This window comes from Escherichia sp. KTE52, assembly GCF_000408325.1.
GTDB lineage: Bacteria > Pseudomonadota > Gammaproteobacteria > Enterobacterales > Enterobacteriaceae > Escherichia > Escherichia marmotae.
The window spans coordinates 483919-500271 of the sequence record NZ_KE138676.1 but is presented as its reverse complement, the minus strand read 5'-3'; the positions used below and the strand labels follow the sequence as shown (position 1 = coordinate 500271).

At 50.0% G+C, this 16353-nt stretch carries 25 protein-coding genes; 3 read left to right on the top strand and 22 right to left on the bottom strand.

Going from position 1 to position 16353, the window contains the following annotated elements; translation table 11 throughout:
• Position 1 precedes the first annotated feature (1 nt).
• From A1SC_RS18700 to A1SC_RS18735, 8 genes are read right to left on the bottom strand one after another with little or no spacing between them, the layout of a single operon-like run.
• Positions 2-397, bottom strand: a complete 396-nt coding sequence (locus tag A1SC_RS18700; RefSeq protein WP_000158917.1) for a DNA-packaging protein FI — start codon at positions 395-397, stop codon at positions 2-4.
• A 41-nt stretch (positions 398-438) separates the two neighbouring features.
• Positions 439-1464 (bottom strand): major capsid protein, encoded by a 1026-nt coding sequence (locus A1SC_RS18705; RefSeq protein WP_000063216.1) that lies wholly within the window; start codon positions 1462-1464, stop codon positions 439-441.
• 55 nt (positions 1465-1519) lie between these two features.
• Positions 1520-1852, bottom strand: coding sequence for a head decoration protein (locus A1SC_RS18710; protein WP_001299443.1), 333 nt, complete (start codon positions 1850-1852; stop codon positions 1520-1522).
• 9 nt (positions 1853-1861) lie between these two features.
• Positions 1862-3181 (bottom strand): S49 family peptidase, encoded by a 1320-nt coding sequence (locus A1SC_RS18715; protein ID WP_000123305.1) that lies wholly within the window; start codon positions 3179-3181, stop codon positions 1862-1864.
• Positions 3162-4763 carry a phage portal protein gene (locus A1SC_RS18720; RefSeq protein WP_010379329.1) on the bottom strand — a complete coding sequence of 534 codons (1602 nt, stop codon included), beginning with the start codon at positions 4761-4763 and terminating at the stop codon, positions 3162-3164. Before A1SC_RS18720 ends, A1SC_RS18715 begins: the two co-directional genes overlap by 20 nt.
• Positions 4760-4966: a phage head-tail joining protein gene (locus A1SC_RS18725; RefSeq protein WP_000198149.1), complete on the bottom strand. Its 207-nt coding sequence runs from the start codon at positions 4964-4966 to the stop codon at positions 4760-4762. The genes A1SC_RS18720 and A1SC_RS18725 overlap by 4 nt, the downstream gene beginning before the upstream one ends.
• Positions 4963-6888, bottom strand: coding sequence for a phage terminase large subunit family protein (locus A1SC_RS18730; protein WP_001027289.1), 1926 nt, complete (start codon positions 6886-6888; stop codon positions 4963-4965). The genes A1SC_RS18725 and A1SC_RS18730 overlap by 4 nt, the downstream gene beginning before the upstream one ends.
• Entirely contained in the window at positions 6863-7408 is a 546-nt protein-coding gene (locus A1SC_RS18735) for a DNA-packaging protein (protein ID WP_000453587.1), read from the bottom strand. Before A1SC_RS18735 ends, A1SC_RS18730 begins: the two co-directional genes overlap by 26 nt.
• 388 nt (positions 7409-7796) lie before the next feature.
• Between A1SC_RS18735 and A1SC_RS0121165 the strand changes: the two genes are divergently transcribed.
• The gene (locus A1SC_RS0121165) at positions 7797-8030 is read left to right on the top strand and encodes a YlcI/YnfO family protein (RefSeq protein ID WP_001331705.1); all 234 of its coding nucleotides are present in this window, start codon (positions 7797-7799) and stop codon (positions 8028-8030) included.
• A gap of 57 nt (positions 8031-8087) precedes the next feature.
• Entirely contained in the window at positions 8088-8498 is a 411-nt protein-coding gene (locus A1SC_RS18740; protein ID WP_000079508.1) for a DUF1398 domain-containing protein, read from the top strand.
• A gap of 588 nt (positions 8499-9086) precedes the next feature.
• Here the strand turns inward: A1SC_RS18740 and A1SC_RS18750 are convergent.
• From A1SC_RS18750 to A1SC_RS18780, 7 genes are all read right to left on the bottom strand, one after another.
• Complete coding sequence (locus A1SC_RS18750; RefSeq protein WP_001516221.1) at positions 9087-9368, bottom strand: hypothetical protein; 282 nt, start codon at positions 9366-9368, stop codon at positions 9087-9089.
• The gene (locus tag A1SC_RS18755; RefSeq protein ID WP_000839225.1) at positions 9365-9862 is read right to left on the bottom strand and encodes a KilA-N domain-containing protein; all 498 of its coding nucleotides are present in this window, start codon (positions 9860-9862) and stop codon (positions 9365-9367) included. The genes A1SC_RS18750 and A1SC_RS18755 overlap by 4 nt, the downstream gene beginning before the upstream one ends.
• A 201-nt stretch (positions 9863-10063) precedes the next feature.
• Positions 10064-10522, bottom strand: a complete 459-nt coding sequence (locus A1SC_RS18760; RefSeq protein ID WP_001082731.1) for a lysis protein — start codon at positions 10520-10522, stop codon at positions 10064-10066.
• Positions 10519-11016: a lysozyme RrrD gene (gene rrrD, locus A1SC_RS18765; protein WP_016261931.1), complete on the bottom strand. Its 498-nt coding sequence runs from the start codon at positions 11014-11016 to the stop codon at positions 10519-10521. The genes A1SC_RS18760 and rrrD overlap by 4 nt, the downstream gene beginning before the upstream one ends.
• A complete protein-coding gene (gene essD / locus A1SC_RS18770) occupies positions 11016-11231 on the bottom strand; it encodes a phage lysis protein EssD (RefSeq protein WP_000839582.1) in 216 nt (71 codons plus the stop codon). The genes rrrD and essD overlap by 1 nt, the downstream gene beginning before the upstream one ends.
• A 188-nt stretch (positions 11232-11419) precedes the next feature.
• A complete protein-coding gene (locus A1SC_RS18775) occupies positions 11420-12151 on the bottom strand; it encodes a helix-turn-helix domain-containing protein (RefSeq protein ID WP_001146311.1) in 732 nt (243 codons plus the stop codon).
• 351 nt (positions 12152-12502) lie between these two features.
• Positions 12503-13462: a YbgA family protein gene (locus A1SC_RS18780; protein WP_016261930.1), complete on the bottom strand. Its 960-nt coding sequence runs from the start codon at positions 13460-13462 to the stop codon at positions 12503-12505.
• 192 nt (positions 13463-13654) lie between these two features.
• On the opposite strand from A1SC_RS18780, the gene A1SC_RS18785 reads away from it, so the two are divergent.
• Complete coding sequence (locus tag A1SC_RS18785) at positions 13655-14179, top strand: lipocalin family protein (protein WP_000780582.1); 525 nt, start codon at positions 13655-13657, stop codon at positions 14177-14179.
• A 155-nt stretch (positions 14180-14334) separates the two neighbouring features.
• On the opposite strand, the gene A1SC_RS18790 is transcribed toward A1SC_RS18785, so the two are convergent.
• The 7 genes from A1SC_RS18790 to A1SC_RS24385 form a co-directional block, all read right to left on the bottom strand.
• Positions 14335-14712 (bottom strand): antiterminator Q family protein, encoded by a 378-nt coding sequence (locus A1SC_RS18790; protein WP_001204777.1) that lies wholly within the window; start codon positions 14710-14712, stop codon positions 14335-14337.
• Between the two features lie 85 nt (positions 14713-14797).
• Complete coding sequence (locus tag A1SC_RS0121160) at positions 14798-14938, bottom strand: YlcG family protein (protein WP_000971055.1); 141 nt, start codon at positions 14936-14938, stop codon at positions 14798-14800.
• Complete coding sequence (rusA, locus tag A1SC_RS18795; protein WP_001099715.1) at positions 14935-15297, bottom strand: crossover junction endodeoxyribonuclease RusA; 363 nt, start codon at positions 15295-15297, stop codon at positions 14935-14937. The genes A1SC_RS0121160 and rusA overlap by 4 nt, the downstream gene beginning before the upstream one ends.
• On the bottom strand, positions 15294-15584 hold the full coding sequence (locus tag A1SC_RS18800; RefSeq protein ID WP_000774488.1) for a DUF1364 domain-containing protein: 291 nt from the start codon (positions 15582-15584) through the stop codon (positions 15294-15296). The genes rusA and A1SC_RS18800 overlap by 4 nt, the downstream gene beginning before the upstream one ends.
• Positions 15577-15747 (bottom strand): NinE family protein, encoded by a 171-nt coding sequence (locus A1SC_RS18805; protein WP_000224916.1) that lies wholly within the window; start codon positions 15745-15747, stop codon positions 15577-15579. Before A1SC_RS18805 ends, A1SC_RS18800 begins: the two co-directional genes overlap by 8 nt.
• Positions 15747-16202 carry a DNA base-flipping protein YbcN gene (gene ybcN / locus A1SC_RS18810; RefSeq protein WP_001054339.1) on the bottom strand — a complete coding sequence of 152 codons (456 nt, stop codon included), beginning with the start codon at positions 16200-16202 and terminating at the stop codon, positions 15747-15749. The genes A1SC_RS18805 and ybcN overlap by 1 nt, the downstream gene beginning before the upstream one ends.
• Positions 16199-16300, bottom strand: coding sequence for a hypothetical protein (locus A1SC_RS24385; protein ID WP_001303586.1), 102 nt, complete (start codon positions 16298-16300; stop codon positions 16199-16201). Before A1SC_RS24385 ends, ybcN begins: the two co-directional genes overlap by 4 nt.
• Positions 16301-16353 lie beyond the last annotated feature (53 nt).

Genomic DNA, 16353 nt, shown 5'->3' with positions numbered 1-16353 from the left:
GTTATTGCATTCTGGCCAGGCCACGTTCTGTCATTTCGGCTGCCACAACGACAGAGACACGAAACGCCGTTCCCGGCAGCACAAATGCCACAGCCTCATCCCGCGTGGCGTGAAGTGCATCAGTATGCAGCGTCACCAGTGCCACAACCGTGACCAGATCAGCCGTATCAGTCACGGTATCCGGCTGCGCTGATACAACCTCATTTTCATGTCCGGTCAGCACATTTTCCGGGCTGAGAGGGGTATCCTGACCGGCAGTGTCGCCCGTGTCATCAAGCTCTTCTTCCAGCTCTGCCACACGGAGCGCCAGTTCTTCTTTCGTCCCCGTCAGGCTGACATCACGGTTCAGTTGCTCACCCAGCGACCGGAGACGGGCAATCAGTTCATCTTTCGTCATGGACTCCTCCACAGAGAGAAAATGGCCCCGAAGGGCCATGATTACGCCAGTTGTACGGACACGAACGCATCAGGGTCAGCCAGCAGCATCAGCGGTGCTGACTGAATCATGGTGAACTCACGCGCCGGATCGCCGGTGGTCACCCAGTTTTTCGGGTAGCGGGCAGAGGCGTTAATACCTTCGCGCTGTGCGTCCGCATCCTGAATGCAGCCATAGGTGCGCAGACCGCGTGCCTGAGTGTTCCCCAGCACCATCGTGTTGTCCGGAAGGAAGTTCTTTTTGACGTCGTTTTCCACGTACTGTCCGGAATACACGACGATCGCCGTATCGCCATACATCCCCTTATAGGACACCGCTTCGCCCAGGTCTTTTACCGCTGTCTCCAGCTCGGAATTAGAGCCGCGACGGGTATCCAGCTTCTCCTTGACGGCTTTGAAGGAACGGAACAGCGCCCAGCCTTTCGGATCAAACACGATGATATTCACCACACCGCTGGCGTTCAGCGCGTAGGCTTCGATATCGTCGGTCGGGTCATACGTGGACTTGTCACGCTTGCTCCACTCCGTACCGCCGGACTGCGTGATGTTATTTGCCTCACTGCGCCCCATATCCACTTCAACCGGATCGAAGGCTTCACCGGTCATGGTGTATTTGCCCTTAAGCACGGCAGAAACTGCCTGCATCTCTTCGACCTGAGCAATGGCCAGCTCTTCGTCTCGCATGTTCTGCAGGATGATGCGACGGCGGCGGTAAGCCGGGTCCGCCAGATTCTGTGGATCTTCATCCGGCAGGCGACGCAGGGTCATCTGCGGATTCACCTCATGCTTGGGCTTGACATATCCCGGTGTAAATTCAGAGGTGGAGCCGCCACGGGAGCGGATAACCTCACCGGAAACAATCGGCGAAACGTACAGCGCCATGTTTACCAGTCCCGGAATTTGTGAGAGATAGACTTTCTCCGTGGTGAAGGGATAGCTCTCACGGAAAAAGAGACGCAGAAACAGCGGATCAAACTTAAATTTCTTCTCATTTGCCGCCAGCAGCTGGGCGGTTGTGTACATCGACATAAAAAAATCCCGTAAAAAAAGCCGCACAGGCGGCCTTTAGTGATGAAGGGTAAGGTTAAACGATGCTGATTGCCGTTCCGGCAAACGCGGTCCGTTTTTTCGTCTCGTCGCTGGCAGCCTCCGGCCAGAGCACATCCTCATAACGGAACGTGCCGGACTTGTAGAACGTCAGTGTGGTGCTGGTCTGGTCAGCAGCAACTGCAAGAATGCCAACGGCAGCACCGTCGGTGGTGCCATCCCACGCAACCAGCTTACGGGTGGAGGTGTCCAGCATCAGCGGGGTCATTGCAGGCGCTTTCGCACTCAATCCGCCGGGCGCGGTTGCGGTATGAGCCGGGTCACTGTTGCCCAGCGGCTGGTAATGGGTAAAGGTTTCTTTGCTCGTCATAAACATCCCTTACACTGGTGTGTTCAGCAAATCGTTAACGGCATCAGATGCCGGGTTACCTGCAGCCAGCGGTGCCGGTGCCCCCTGCATCAGACGATCCAGCGCAGTGTCACTGCGCGCCTGTGCACTCTGTGGTGCTGCGGCCAGAATGCGGCGGGCCGTTTCCACGGTCATACCGGGGGTTTCTGCCAGCACGCGGGCCTGTTCTTCGCGTCCGTGAGCCTCCTCACAGTTGAGGATCCCCATAATGCGGCTGTTTTCTGCCGCAACCGCAGCGGTGATCTGCGCGTTCACGTCCGGCTGCGCCGCGCTGGCGTTTTCGCCCTCCGTCGCTGGCACCACGTCAGTAACGTCAGCCTGCGAAGCAGTGGCTGAAACAGTTGTTGATTGAGTCTCTTTGGTCATTCGCCCTCCTGAGAGACGGGATTTACGCGCATCCAGTGCATCACGCATGACGGTGATCGCATCGGTGCTGTTAACAAGTTCATCAGCCAGTCCGGCATCAATGGCCTCCTGACCGCTGTACACTGCAGCCTCGGTATCCAGCACAGCCTGCACAGACAGGCCGGTATATGCCGACACCTTCTGCGCAAACATCTGGCGGGTTGCGTCCATCCGGGACTGCAGTGTCTCCCGGACGTCATCCGGAAGATGGCTGTAGGGATTGCCATCCACCTTATGGCTGCCGCTGTAAATCAGCGTGATTTCCACACCCTGTTTCTCCAGGGCAGCACCGTAATTACTGTGAGCCATCATGACGCCGATGGAGCCTGTCCGGGCGGTCTGCGTGACCAGACGCCGGGAGGCGGCGCTGGCAAGCAGCTGACCTGCACTGCAGTTCATGTCGTTGGCAAGCGCCCATACCGGTTTTATGTCACGCACACGGGCGATGATGTCAGCGCAGTCAAATGCCCCCGCCACCATTCCGCCTGGCGTGTCCATATCGAGCAGAATGCCGTCCACCATCGGGTCGCTGGCAGCCTGTTGCAGACGGGCGATAATGCCGTTGTAACCGGTCATCCCCGAGTACGGCTGCAGCGCCCGCGTCCGGCTGACCAGCGTGCCGGACACCGGCAGCACGGCGATGCCGTTCATGACCTGATAACTGCGGGCCTGTCGTGGTCCGTCATCATCACCGGATAATGCCAGCGTCGCGAGTGCCTCCTGGGCAGTCAGGCTGTCGCCGGACACCGCATCCGTCAGGCGGCTGATCCCAAGCTGGCCTGCAAGCGCACAAAAGAAAACCCGCGCATAGGCGGGTTCAAGCATCAGCGGCTCATTAAAGGCCATGCTGGCAATATGCGGGAGATTACGCAGCTCTGCTGTCACTCTTCTCCTCCTCTGTTGATTGTCGCAGCCCGGATTCAAATGCTGCAGCCGCCCAGGCGGGCGGTTTAAGACCGGCTGCGCGGCGCTCCATCGTTTCACGGACCTGCTGGGCAAAAATTTCCTGATAGTCGTCACCGCGTTTCGCGCACTCTTTCTCGTAGGTGCTCAGTCCGGCTTCTATCAGCATCACCGCTTCCTGAACTTCTTTCAGACCATCGATGGCCATACGACCGGAGCCTATCCAGTCGCAGTTCCCCCAGGCACTGCGGGCTTCCTGAAAACTGAAGCGCGCTTTTGAAGGTAACGTCACCACGCGGCGAACGATGGCCTCTTCCAGCCAGCACAGAAACATCTGGCTCGCCTGACGGGATGCGACGAATTTTCGCCGCCCCATAAAGTACGCCCACGACTCGTTCGCACTGGCCCGTGCCGTGGAGTAGCTCATCTGGGCGTAATTCCGGGAAAGTTGCTCATACGAGACACCCAGCCCGGCAGCGATATACCGCAACAGTGACTGCTCAAACACGGAGTAGCCGTTATCCGTGTCCTGAGCCGTCTGCAGGTTCAGTGAGTCCCCCGGCATCAGGTGCGGCACTTTTGCGCCTCCCAGCCGGACCGGTGCTGCGGCGTAATACGCGGCAATTTCACCAATCCAGCCGGTCAGCCTGTCCCGCTGCTCCTGACTGTTCGCGCCCAGAATAAAATCCATCGCTGACTGCGTATCCAGCTCACTCTCAATGGTGGCGGCATACATCGCCTTCACAATGGCGCTCTGCAGCTGCGTGTTCTGCAGCGTGTCGAGCATCTTCATCTGCTCCATCACGCTGTAAAACACATTTGCACCGCGGGTCTGCCCGTCCTCCACGGGTTCAAAAACGTGAATGAACGAGGCGCGCCCGCCGGGTAACTCACGGGGTATCCATGTCCATTTCTGCGGCATCCAGCCAGGATAGCCGTCCTCGCTGACGTAATATCCCAGCGCCGCGCCGCTGTCATTAATCTGCACACCGGCACGGCAGTTCCGGCTGTCGCCGGTATTGTTCGGGTTGCTGATACGCTTCGGGCTGACCATCCGGAACTGTGTCCGGAACAGTCGCGAGGGACTGGTATCCCAGGTGGCCTGAACGAACAGTTCACCGTTAAAGGCGTGCATGGCCACACCTTCCCGAATCATCATGGTAAACGTGCGTTTTCGCTCAACGTCAATGCAGCAGCAGTCATCCTCGGCAAACTCTTTCCATGCCGCTTCAACCTCGCGGGAAAAGGCACGGGCTTCTTCCTCCCCGATGCCCAGATAGCGCCAGCTTGGGCGATGACTGAGCCGGAAAAAAGACCCGACGATATGATCCTGATGCAACTGGATGGCGTTGGCGGCATAGCCGTTATTGCGTACCAGATCGTCTGCGCGGGCATTGCCACGGGTAAAGTTGGGCAGCAGGGCTGCATCCACACTTTCACCCGGTGGGTTCCACGCCCGCAACTGCCCACCAAATCCGCTGCCACCGCCGTGATAACCGGCATATTCACGCAGCGATGTCATGCCGTCCGGCCCCAGAAGGGTGGGAATGGTGGACGTTTTCATACATAAAATCCTGCAGGTCCCCTGCGTCGCTGTGTCATGCCGGTCTGCACTTCCAGCTCCGCAATGTATTTTTTCAGGTCAGACACGGAAGTGGCCGTAAACTCCACTCGCCGTCCGTCTTTCTGTACCGTTGCCACCCGTTTACCTGTCATCAGGTCATGCAGTGCCGCACGGGCAGCGGCAAGTTCTTCCTGTCGCGTCATTCATCCTCTCCGGATAAGGCACGGGCGTAATCTGCCAGTGTTTTCTTGTTGGTTGCTGCACCATCCTCTTCCTGCAGGCTCGCCAGCAGTGCACTGAGATCCAGCTGCCAGCGGGAAATACTGATGCGCAGCGCCGCCAGCGCATAAACGAAGCAGTCGAGCGCCTCATTGCGTCGCTTTTTGCTGTCCCACAGTATTTTTTTCCTGCCATCCACCCATTTTTCGACCTGCTCTTCAGCAGTCAGCTGCTGCGCTTCGGTCAGATCAAAAATATCCGGGTTATTCGGGAAGTGAACGGCACCGGGAAGCGGTTCATCCCCTTCCGGCGTCAGTGTGAAGCGGTTATAAATCTGCTCTTTCGCGGTATCCGTACCAATTTCGGTAAGGTAAACCCCGTTTTTGTTTCGCTTACGTGGCATGCTGGCCACAGGCTTTCCGTAGACGGATGCCCCTTTAATGGGGATCACCCGGAACAGCCCATGCTTTTTCGAGCGTTCATACACAATGGTCGGGTCAATCCCGCCAGTATCCCAGCAGATACGGGATACCGACATTTCTGCACCATTCCGGCGGATATAGGTTTTATTGATGGCCTCATCCACACGCAGCAGCGTCTGTTCATCATCGTGGCGGCCCATAATAATCTGCCGGTCAATCAGCCAGCTTTCCTCACCCGGCCCCCATCCCCATACGCGCATTTCGTAGCGATCCAGTTGGGAGTCGATACCGGCAGTCAGGTAAGCCACACGGTCAGGAACGGGCGCTGAATAATGCTCTTTCCGCTCCGCCATCACCTCAGCATCCGGACGTTCGCCGATTTTCGCTTCCCATGTCTCACCGAGCGTGGTGTTCACGAAGGTTTTACGTTTTCCCGTATCCCCTTTCGTTTTCATCCAGTCTTTGACAATCTGCACCCAGGTGGTGAACGGGCTGTACGCCGTCCAGATGTGAAAGGTCACACTGTCCGGCGGCTCAATCTCTTCACCGGATGACGAAAACCAGAGAATGCCATCACGGGTCCAGATCCCGGTCTTTTCGCAGATATAACGGGCATCAGTAAAGTCCAGCTCCTGCTGGCGGATGACGCAGGCATTATGCTCGCAGAGATAAAACACGCTGGAGGGATCATCCGGCGTCCATTTGAGGCCAAACGGCGTCTCTTTATCGCCAAATTTAAGGTACTGCTCCTCCCCGCAGTGCGGGCAGGCAACATGAAAACGCATAAAATGCGGGGATTCACTGGCTGCACGCTCAATCTGGCAGGTGCCTCTCACTTTGGGCGTGGAGCCACGGATGGACTTTGGCCAGACCGAGCCTTCAATACGCTTGTCACCCAGGAACGTCGGAGAGCCTTCCTGTTCAATATCATCATCAAAAGCAGCAAGTTCATCATAACCCGCCACATCCACCGACTTTTCACGGTAGTTTTTTGCCGCTTTACCGCCCAGGCACCAGAAGCCACGCCCATTGGTGAAACGCTTCATGGTGAGCGTGTTATCCCGGTGCTTTTTGCCATACCACGGGGCCAGCGCCAGCAGCGACGGAATATCGCGGATGGTCGGCTCAACGTGGGTTTTCATAAAGTTCTCGGCATCACCATCCGTCGGCAACCAGATAAGGGTGTTGCGCTGCTTATGCTCTATGAAGTAGGCATAAACACCCAGCAGCATTTTGGAATAACCAACACGGGCAGACTTCACCACATTCACCTCACGGATGTAGTCGCTGCCCATCGCATTCATGATGGCCCGCTGAAAGGGCAGTGTTTCCCAGCGCCCTTCCTGGTATGCGGATTCTTTCGGGAGATAGTAATTGGCATCCGCCCATTCAACGGCGGTCTGTGGCTCCGGCCGGAACAGTGAGCGAAGCCCGGCGCGGACAAAATGCCGCAGCCTGTTAACCTGACTGTTCGATATATTCACTCAGCAACCCCGGTATCAGTTCATCCAGCGCGGCTGCTTTGTTCATGGCTTTGATGATATCCCGTTTCAGGAAATCAACATGTCGGTTTTCCAGTTCCGGAAAACGCCGCTGCACCGACAGGGGGATCCCGTCGAGAATACTGGCAATTTCACCTGCGATCCGCGACAGCACGAAAGTACAGAATGCGGTTTCCACCACTTCAGCGGAGTCTCTGGCATTTTTCAGCTCCTGTGCGTCGGCCTGCGCACGCGTAAGTCGATGGCGTTCGTACTCAATAGTCCCTGGCTGCAGATCTGTCTCGCTGGCCTGCCGCAGTTCTTCAACCTCCCGGCGCAGCTTTTCGTTCTCAATTTCAGCATCCCTTTCGGCATACCATTTTATGACGGCGGCAGAGTCATAAAGCACCTCATTACCCTTCCCGCCACCTCGCAGAACGGGCATTCCCTGCTCCTGCCAGTTCTGAATGGTACGGATGCTCGCACCGAAAATGTCAGCCAGCTGCTTTTTGTTGACTTCCATTGTTCATTCCACGGACAAAAACAGAGAAAGGAAACGACAGAGGCCCAAAAGTTCGTTTTCAGCACCTGTCGTTTCCTTTCTTTTCAGTGGGTATTTTAAATAAAAACATTAAGTTACGACGAAGAAGAACGGAAACGCCTTAAACCGGAAAATTTTCATAAATAGCGAAAACCCGCGAGGTCGCCGCCCCGTAACCTGTCGGATCGCCGGAAAGGACCCGCAAAATGATAATAATTATCATCTACATGTCACAACGTGCATCTACGCCATCAAACCACGTCAAATAATCAATTATGACGCAGGTATCGTATTAATTGATCTGCATCAACTTAACGTAAAAACAACTTCAGACAATACAAATCAGCGACACTGAATACAGGGCAACCTCATGTCAACGAAGAACAGAACCCGCAGAACAACAACCCGCAACATCCGCTTTCCTAACCAAATGATTGAACAAATTAACATCGCTCTTGTTCAAAAAGGGTCCGGGAATTTCTCAGCCTGGGTCATTGAAGCCTGCCGCCGGAGACTGTGCTCAGAAAAAAGAGTTTCGCCTGAAGCAAACAAAGAAAAGAGTGACATTACTGAATTGCTCAGAAAACAGGTCAGACCAGATTGAAGCAATTTAGATAATCGTGCAGACTACGCCCCATCATATCACATGGAAGGTACTACAATGGCTCAGGTTGCCATTTTTAAACAAATATTCGATAAAGTGCGAAATAATTTAAACTATCACTGGTTTTATTCTGAACTAAAACGTCACAATGTCTCACATTACATTTACTATTTAGCCACAGAGAATATTCATCTTGTTCTTGAAAACGATAATACGGTTTTAATAAAAGGACAGGGTAAGGTTGTAAATGTAAGATTTTCAAAAAATAAATGCCTTATAGAAGCCACCTTAAAAGGATTCAAATCAGGAGAGTTATCATTTTACGAATACAGGAAAAATCTTGCTACAGCAGGGGTTTTCAGATGGATTACAAATATCCACGAAAACAAAAGGTATTACTATACCTTTGATAATTCATTACTATTTACTGAGAACATTCAGAACACTACACAAATATTTCCGCACTAAATCATAACGTCCGGTTTCTTCCGCGCCAGAACCGGACTCGCTGGCATGATGAAATATGTGTACCCGGTAACCCCGGTGTGCATCGTTTTTGATTATTCCCGCACACTCACGCAGAAGGAATTCCCCGTCGGGCTACGGTCTCTGTTAATACGGGAATACGGCGACGATACAGCGCATGATGTGTCAGGCTTGAATACCTTTATCCTTTAAAAGGGATATCAGTTAAGTTATCCCGTGTAGGGTATAAGCCATTATCAAAGCCACTCTGTAGGGAATGGCTTTTGTGATGGCATCACTTACTCTTTACGCTGCTATCCCACTCATCCCGGAATTTTGATGGGTTATTGAAACCTTCTGCTGACATAACAACTCCTTCAATGTTTGGCTGAAATTAGGATGTCTTTCCATCAGTCCGCCACCACAAAGAATCTTTTTTGCCATAAGGCAGGAGGTTCATCTTTCAGTGGCTGCCGGTGTTATTTCTCCACTTACTGGCTTGGGTTGTTTCGTGGTACTGCCGTTAACTGGTGGCCCAGAATAAATTCCGGTTTCATTATCAAGCCCACCCGTAAATGGGCTTTGTAATGGCTACTTCACTTTTGCTTTTGCTTTTGCTTTTGCTTTTGCTTCCGCTCGCTTACGCCGGCGCTCTTCTTTCCTCTCGGCTTTTGCCATGTCCATGAATGCCTGCATGATCGAGTTCCGCATCATGTAGCTAACAAAGTGATGATTGACACAGCCGTTGAGGCGCAGCTGCTCGCCAAACTCATCCACCGAGGCCAATGCTTCCATCATGCCCTTCTCGCCTTTCATGAACTCTGAGAAGTCGCGCCCCGCTCTGGAGGCGCATTCAATAACCCGATCACTCATCCCGGAAGCCCGGGGATCGTAATCTGCAGCTGGTTAGCCAGGGAGTTAATCTCAGCGACCAACACTGGCTTCGTATAGCGCCATGCTGCCAGCCCTTGTCCGCAGAAGCTCGCCATGTCTTTCTTCTGGTCAAACTCATGACATTTCATGTTGAGCTGCGCACTTAAGCTGTTGCGATGCTGAAGTTCTCCGGTGAAGTAGTCATCGAGGACTTTATAGGCCGCGTACTTGAACCCGGGGTTTAACCAAGCCGCATAATCGTAAGCAACAAACTTCCCGCCATATGTTCCACCGTGTACACCGCGCTCAGTAAAAACCACAGATTCGTGGTTTTTCTCCAGCTCGGCTAAGAACTCTTTGGTCTGCTTGTTTCGCAGGTAGTGGTAAGGCGATTCAGATTCACTTTTACCACTGGCTTTCCACATATCAGTGAGGCAGATCATGCCATCTTCACCGATACGAATTGGTTGATTGAAGAGGGTTAATGATTTCATAGCGTGTACCTACTCTTTGAAATGAACCTTTGCCGCACAGGAAACCAGCCCACCGAGGCTCGCCAGCACTAACTGGTATCCTCAAAGGCCCATTCCAAAGGGGCAGGTTCGGTGTAAAAAACATGCGTTGCGGTACGCATTTATTGCAAAAAGCCCCGCATCGCGAGGCTCATTAAATGGACTTTGTGATTTGCAAAAAAATTATTTCAGGCATTGCGTCCTGATGTATTCCTGCAGGTAGTTAACCTGCGCGGTTATCTTGTCGATTCCACTTCGGAGACGGTAATAATTGAGTTCAGCATCTGCTGTAAGTCCTGGGCTTTCTCCATCGCCCATGCCGCTGGCTCCGGTCGTTGACTTTGCACAGGTGGCGGCGACTTGCAGGCGCTTACGCCCAGCAGAAACATCAGCACGGAGACTTTCGATAGTCGCGTTAGCATCAGCAAGCTCCTTTGTGTATCTTGCGTCGAGTTCTGCTACATCACGTTGACGCTTCCGCATGTCAGCGATGGTGGCGTTCGCCTTCTCCAGTTCACTGGCCTTGTTATCGCGCTGCTCTTTGTAGGCGATTGCGTTATCACGGTAATGATTAACAGCCAATGACAGGCAGACGATGATGCAGATAACCAGAGCGGAGATAATCGCGGTTACTCTGTTCATTGCTGACCCCACAAACAGATTTCACGCTCAATCTCACGACGAGTCATGAGACCTTTCCATTGCTTACCGCCAGCATATGTCCAGCGACGTAGCTGATCACATGCGCCTTTGATATCGCCCTGGTTTATTTTGCGAAGAAGCGTCGATGTTCTGAAATTGCCAGCGCCCACGTTGTAAACGAACGAGTAAAGAGCGCCGCGCATTGTTTCCGGTATATCAACTTTTATGTACGGGTTAATTTGTCTGGCGACAGTGGCAAGGTCTTTATTCAAGAGGGCTTTGCATTCTGCTTTGGTATACGTTTTACCGAGCATGATGTCTTTTCCTGTATGCCCGTGACATACAGTCCATACACCAACAATATCTTTGTATGGTATGTAGCTGACACCTTCCAGACCATCGTTACCACTTGGGCCAGTGATTAACACTGATGCTATAGCAATTGCTCCGCCACCAATAGCAGCAGCAACGACTTTTCGTAATGATGGAGGCATTATTCACCTCTCGCAGCCTTGCGCTTATCTTCTTTAATCTTGAAATAAAGGTTTGTCAGGTACGTCAGCAGGCCAAATACCAGGCTACCCAGCACACCTATTGCTGCCCACTGTGAGGGCGTGACTTTATCGAGCAGCTGTAAAAACCAGTAGCCAGCACTGCCTGCGGAGGTGCCGTAGGCAATGCCCGTTGTTAACTTATCCATGGATTTCATAGCCTCACCTCCGCAAATAACGGATGGTGTACACGGTTCGGAACGAAGAGGAAAGGTATAGAAGTTACATTAGCGTAAGGCTTGAACATCTATTCAAAAAGAAAAACGCCAGCGATTATTCTGGCGTAGCTGAAAGCATCATACAATTATCAAATACGAAAATTACAAAATCATTAAAACGCATCACGTTACATCATGTCTTTTTCTAAAAAAAATCTTGATGAATATTGATGGGGAGGAACACCAAAATATCTTCTGAAAACACTTACAAAATATGACGTGTTTTCATAACCGCATATCTCAGCAACTTTTCCAACAGAATATAAATTGTAGCTTAATAACCTTTCCGCCATCACCATTCGCTCTTCAAGAATTAATTTACTAAATGATAAGCCTTCGTGCTTTAATTTTCTTTTTAACAGACTTTCACTCAGATACAGTCTTGAAGATATATCACAAAGTCTCCATGTTGCAGATATATCCGTGTGAATAATAGCCTTAACTTTACTTCCTAAACTATTAAGACATCCAAATAAAAAACTTTGCACTATTTTCTCTGAAGATAAGATAGCAAGACATGCAAGTGATATTTGATTTCTAACAAAATCCACAGTTCTGCCATCACAATTCAAGCATGCAATCAAGTTCTTTAACAATGAAAAATCTTCACATTCCACCATCAAGTATGCCGGATAAAACCTTCTTACAGAAAAAGGTGAGAGTGTGTTGCTTTTAAAGAAATCATTAACTGTTTTCTCTTCAACATCTACGATCATTACATGATCTATATTTGATGAAAAAAAATCTTTTAAATTGTAATCAATGAGAACAGCACTTCCTTTTTTAAACAAAATATCTTCTTTACCAATTCGGACATCAAACGAGTTCAACACCAAAATGATAGAACATATGTATGGCATATTATCCACCTGATATCATTGGGGTTACACCAGGTAAGTATAGGTGGAAAATCAATATTCGCCAGTTCAACAATAAGGAAAATCTCATTGCATCACAAGTATAAAATTATGTATTTAACTCACAAAGACAAATTATTAAACCAATCTGTTATATTATATATAGCTGCGTGGAATCATAATATCATATATTTTGACTGGCATGTTTACCAAATTTAAGTTGCATCTCAATGGTTTCTTCAGCGTAAACAGAGTTTTTATACAAACTGACACTCTGGGTATCATAGTGTAGTTTTTACGATTGTAAATATCCTGTATGCAGGAACTCATCCTTTTGGATGATATCGCATACAATTAATTTACCATCAGTCTTAGAGCCAGTTCGTCCGGATAGGGATCGAAGTAATTCTGTGTAAGCAAGTAATCATTAGGATACTCACCCAGATAATGCTTCAGCAGAGTCAACGGCGCAAGAAGAGGTAATGTGCCAGAACGATAGTTAAGTATAACCTCGCTCAACTCTTTACGCTGGCGTGTACTTAAGTAGTTACTAAAATACCCCTGTATATGCATCAGCACATTCGTGTGATTTTTACGTGATGCAGGTTTTCTGAGAATCGCCATCAGCTTATCACGATACATCTCAAAGTATGATTCAAGATCCGCCCACTCGTGTATTGCAGCCACAAATGGTCCCATATCTTTATAGCCTGTCTGACTATGCGCCAACAACTGAAGCTTATAACGACTATGAAAAGCCAATAACTCTCTTCTTGATAATTTCTCCTTGTAAAGGTGATTGAGCTCATGCAAAGCAAAAACTCTTTCAACAAAATTCTCACGAAGCACTGGATCATGTAATCGCCCATCCTCTTCAACCGGTAGCCAGGAAAACTTTTCCATCAAAGTGCTCGTAAATAGTCCCACTCCATCTTTACGACCTCGATTACCATTTTCATCATAGACACGCACGCGCTCCATGCCACAGCTGGGAGATTTAGCACAAACCACAAACCCCGATACATCCTTTAATTTGTCCATATAAGAACGACTAAACTCTGTCATTCTCTCTGTCACATCCTCATTCTGGTCGTGGCTGAAACACATCCGTATATTTCCTTGCGTCGAGCGCACAAGACGTAGAGCAGGACGCGGAACTGGCAGCCCTATAGCCATTTCCGGACATACTGGTCTGAATGTTACCCATTCCACTAATTTGTCCATTAAAAAGTCAGCTCTTTTGTGACCACCATCAAAACGAACAGCAGAACCGGCCAAACAACCGCTGATTCCAATCACAGGTTTTTTTATCATATCCTCCCCCTTGACTAATTCATTAACACATAAACTGTGTAGTGCACGGAATAAATTGCCTTTCTGGCGTCATCACTGACAATTTTTCTGTTATGGACTATTCCTAATATAGTATGAAAGTTCTTTAAGTGATCGGTCGTAATCATCTATCTTTCATACTTACTCTCAACTATCAAAAGTACAGGATTTATTATGAAGTTATGGCCTGTGTTGACTGGCATTGCGCTCTCTTTCACTCTTATAGCATGTAAGGCCCCGACACCACCTAAAGGTGTGCAGCCGATTACAAATTTTGACGCCAACCGCTACCTCGGAAAATGGTATGAAATAGCTCGCCTCGAGAACCGGTTCGAACGTGGTCTGGAACAGGTCAGCGCTACTTATGGAAAACGGAACGACGGAGGGATTCGTGTACTTAACCGTGGATACGATCCAACGAAAAATAAATGGAGCGAGAGCGAAGGTAAAGCATACTTTACTGGAGATACTAAAACTGCAGCGTTGAAGGTTTCGTTTTTTGGCCCCTTCTATGGTGGCTATAATGTAATCAAACTGGATGATGAGTATAAGTATGCTCTTGTCAGTGGTCCGAACAGAGAATACCTATGGATTCTGGCAAGGACCTCAACTATTCCAGATAAAGTAAAAGCAGACTATGTGCGAACCGCTCAAAAGTTGGGATTCAATGTCAATGAATTATTATGGGTTAAACAATAAAATCCCTACCCGAAATGATACTTATTAGAAAAAAACCAGCCTTTGGGGAGGCTGGCTAAATCAGGAAACAAGCTGTTATATGATAATAACTACGTTGCGATTCCAACATTTAAAATGTTAGACTAATGACAATCAGACAGCAACTTTTCCTTTAATTATTTCGAACAATCAGCATCCATCTCCAATCGGAGATCCAACACCATCAGCATACCCTCCACTACGCCCTCAGCTTTCTGGAGCATCCTGCCAACCCAACAATCAGATCGCCCATGCTTACGTGCAAGCGCCATAAAAGTCATGCCGCCGACATAATAGTCCACCAATAAATCATGCAAATCGCTGTTGTTCTTTTTCAGACGGGCCATGCACCCGCAAATGATCATCGCGTCATCGTCACAACATTGCGGGCGAGATTTTACTTTTGAAGGAATTAATCCCTTAAAACCGGCGGCAATGGACGACCAGGTCACATCTTCATGATTATTAGCCGCCCACGCTCCCCAACGCTCAAGAACCATCTGAATATCACGCATCAACTTACTCCACAAAACTCAGACCAGAACGCCAATTACAAGCAAAAATCAACAAAACAGTATTAGTTGATTGTTATCTCTGACTTCATACTCCTGCTCCTGTCAGTGTTTTGGCGTAATTCTTCAGTATTCGGTAATCGGTCAAAACAGAGCCGGGGAAACGATATAAGCGCAGACGCCCCCAGCGGTGGCGAAGAAGTTCTGCCATATTAAACTCAAACATCATTCATTCCCCATTTCGGTGATGGTCAGTTCCAGCCTCCCACCTTTGGTAACAGGCATCTTCACAACGCGGTAATCAACGACCTGAGCATCATCCAGCCAGAAACCTGCTTTAGTGAGTGCGTCAAAAGCGGCTTTTTGCAGATTATCCAGGTCACGGCTACGGCGATCCGGCATGTGGCACTCAATGCGGATTTTCACAGGCATAGCCAGGCCGATATCCAGCATTGCGTTTTTAATGATTCGAGCGACGTTATCGCGGTATGCCTGCCCCTCTGCACTGACGTGCGTGCGCCCGCGATTATGGCGGTAATAGCGATTATTGCTCGGAGGCCAGGGTAATGTGATACTGTAGGTATTCACGCCTTAATAACCCCCTCTTTCAGCCAGATAACCTGTGTTCTCGCCATACCTTCCAGCGCGCATTCTTTTGCATATGCAGCATCGACAAAATGTGTGCGGCGGTCGATTTCGTCGTGGCAGGCAGAACATGCAATGGTGGCAATCAGGTCTGGCGGTTTGATACCGGTACCGCACAATCCAGCCAGCCGGATATGTGCCAGTACAGACGTTTCAGAATTGCCATTACATACGCCAGGGATTCTTACCTGGCATTCCCGACCACGCGCTGCTTTTCTCAAATCAGCCATGATTCCTCCTTGCTGCCAGTCGCAACCATTTTTTATCAACCAGGCTAGCGGTATATCCGAGCAGTGTTGGTATTTCGGATGGCTTCAGCTCAGGCTTACGCTTACGACGATTTGATACTCTGTAGATGTGTCCGTTCATGACACGAATAAGCGGTGTAGCCATTACGCCTCCTGCTTGTCGCGGAGCTGCTGGAACTCGCAGCTCTGCGGAATAGTCAGGTGGCAGCCAATATTCACCGCCCAGGCTTCAACCTTACACAGGAAGACATACATCTCTCCGGTATCAAGATCGGAGGTATGGCGTAACGACTGGATAGTGGTGATATCACCGGTTACGACATCAACCAGGTCTTTGGTTTCATAACCGAGATATGTGTGTTTGAGAGCATCTTTTACCCAAGCTGGAGTGGCGAACGTTTTACCCCTGCTGATGAGGTGTTCACTGATTTCGCTGTACCACATGTGGCTGAGTGCATTCTGGGAAAGACTGCGTTTCTCACGCCACGGTTTAAGCACCATGCGAAAGCATTTGCCCTCCTCCAGATAAGGCTGGATCTGCCGACCGATAGCGGTGAAGTTGCCGCGATGTAATTTGATGCCGTCTTGTGAGAGGTTCACGCTTCACCTCCGCAGAGGTCAAACGCTAGATGCAAAGAATTGCAGGTGCATTTCTGCATCTGTGAAGGGAGAAGAGAGTTTGGATTGTATGTGCGCATAAACGTCCCCGTTTAGCGCAGAAGTCACCGGAGTTGTTCAGGCTCCGGTGACA

Bases quoted from the DNA above. Each gene is read 5' to 3' on its own strand.
- A1SC_RS18705 (WP_000063216.1), bottom strand. From the start codon at position 1,464: ATGTCGATGTACACAACCGCCCAGCTGCTGGCGGCAAATGAGAAGAAA.
- A1SC_RS18720 (WP_010379329.1), bottom strand. From the start codon at position 4,763: ATGAAAACGTCCACCATTCCCACCCTTCTGGGGCCGGACGGCATGACA.
- A1SC_RS0121165 (WP_001331705.1), top strand. From the start codon at position 7,797: ATGTCAACGAAGAACAGAACCCGCAGAACAACAACCCGCAACATCCGC.
- A1SC_RS18780 (WP_016261930.1), bottom strand. From the start codon at position 13,462: ATGATAAAAAAACCTGTGATTGGAATCAGCGGTTGTTTGGCCGGTTCT.
- rrrD (WP_016261931.1), bottom strand. From the start codon at position 11,016: ATGCCTCCATCATTACGAAAAGTCGTTGCTGCTGCTATTGGTGGCGGA.
- A1SC_RS18760 (WP_001082731.1), bottom strand. From the start codon at position 10,522: ATGAACAGAGTAACCGCGATTATCTCCGCTCTGGTTATCTGCATCATC.
- A1SC_RS18710 (WP_001299443.1), bottom strand. From the start codon at position 1,852: ATGACGAGCAAAGAAACCTTTACCCATTACCAGCCGCTGGGCAACAGT.
- A1SC_RS18735 (WP_000453587.1), bottom strand. From the start codon at position 7,408: ATGGAAGTCAACAAAAAGCAGCTGGCTGACATTTTCGGTGCGAGCATC.
- A1SC_RS18805 (WP_000224916.1), bottom strand. From the start codon at position 15,747: ATGGCTACACCGCTTATTCGTGTCATGAACGGACACATCTACAGAGTA.
- A1SC_RS18740 (WP_000079508.1), top strand. From the start codon at position 8,088: ATGGCTCAGGTTGCCATTTTTAAACAAATATTCGATAAAGTGCGAAAT.
- A1SC_RS18785 (WP_000780582.1), top strand. From the start codon at position 13,655: ATGAAGTTATGGCCTGTGTTGACTGGCATTGCGCTCTCTTTCACTCTT.
- essD (WP_000839582.1), bottom strand. From the start codon at position 11,231: ATGAAATCCATGGATAAGTTAACAACGGGCATTGCCTACGGCACCTCC.
- A1SC_RS18775 (WP_001146311.1), bottom strand. From the start codon at position 12,151: ATGCCATACATATGTTCTATCATTTTGGTGTTGAACTCGTTTGATGTC.
- A1SC_RS18700 (WP_000158917.1), bottom strand. From the start codon at position 397: ATGACGAAAGATGAACTGATTGCCCGTCTCCGGTCGCTGGGTGAGCAA.
- A1SC_RS0121160 (WP_000971055.1), bottom strand. From the start codon at position 14,938: ATGATGTTTGAGTTTAATATGGCAGAACTTCTTCGCCACCGCTGGGGG.
- A1SC_RS18800 (WP_000774488.1), bottom strand. From the start codon at position 15,584: ATGGCTGATTTGAGAAAAGCAGCGCGTGGTCGGGAATGCCAGGTAAGA.
- A1SC_RS18725 (WP_000198149.1), bottom strand. From the start codon at position 4,966: ATGACGCGACAGGAAGAACTTGCCGCTGCCCGTGCGGCACTGCATGAC.
- A1SC_RS18750 (WP_001516221.1), bottom strand. From the start codon at position 9,368: ATGAGTGATCGGGTTATTGAATGCGCCTCCAGAGCGGGGCGCGACTTC.
- A1SC_RS24385 (WP_001303586.1), bottom strand. From the start codon at position 16,300: ATGCGCACATACAATCCAAACTCTCTTCTCCCTTCACAGATGCAGAAA.
- A1SC_RS18790 (WP_001204777.1), bottom strand. From the start codon at position 14,712: ATGCGTGATATTCAGATGGTTCTTGAGCGTTGGGGAGCGTGGGCGGCT.
- A1SC_RS18755 (WP_000839225.1), bottom strand. From the start codon at position 9,862: ATGAAATCATTAACCCTCTTCAATCAACCAATTCGTATCGGTGAAGAT.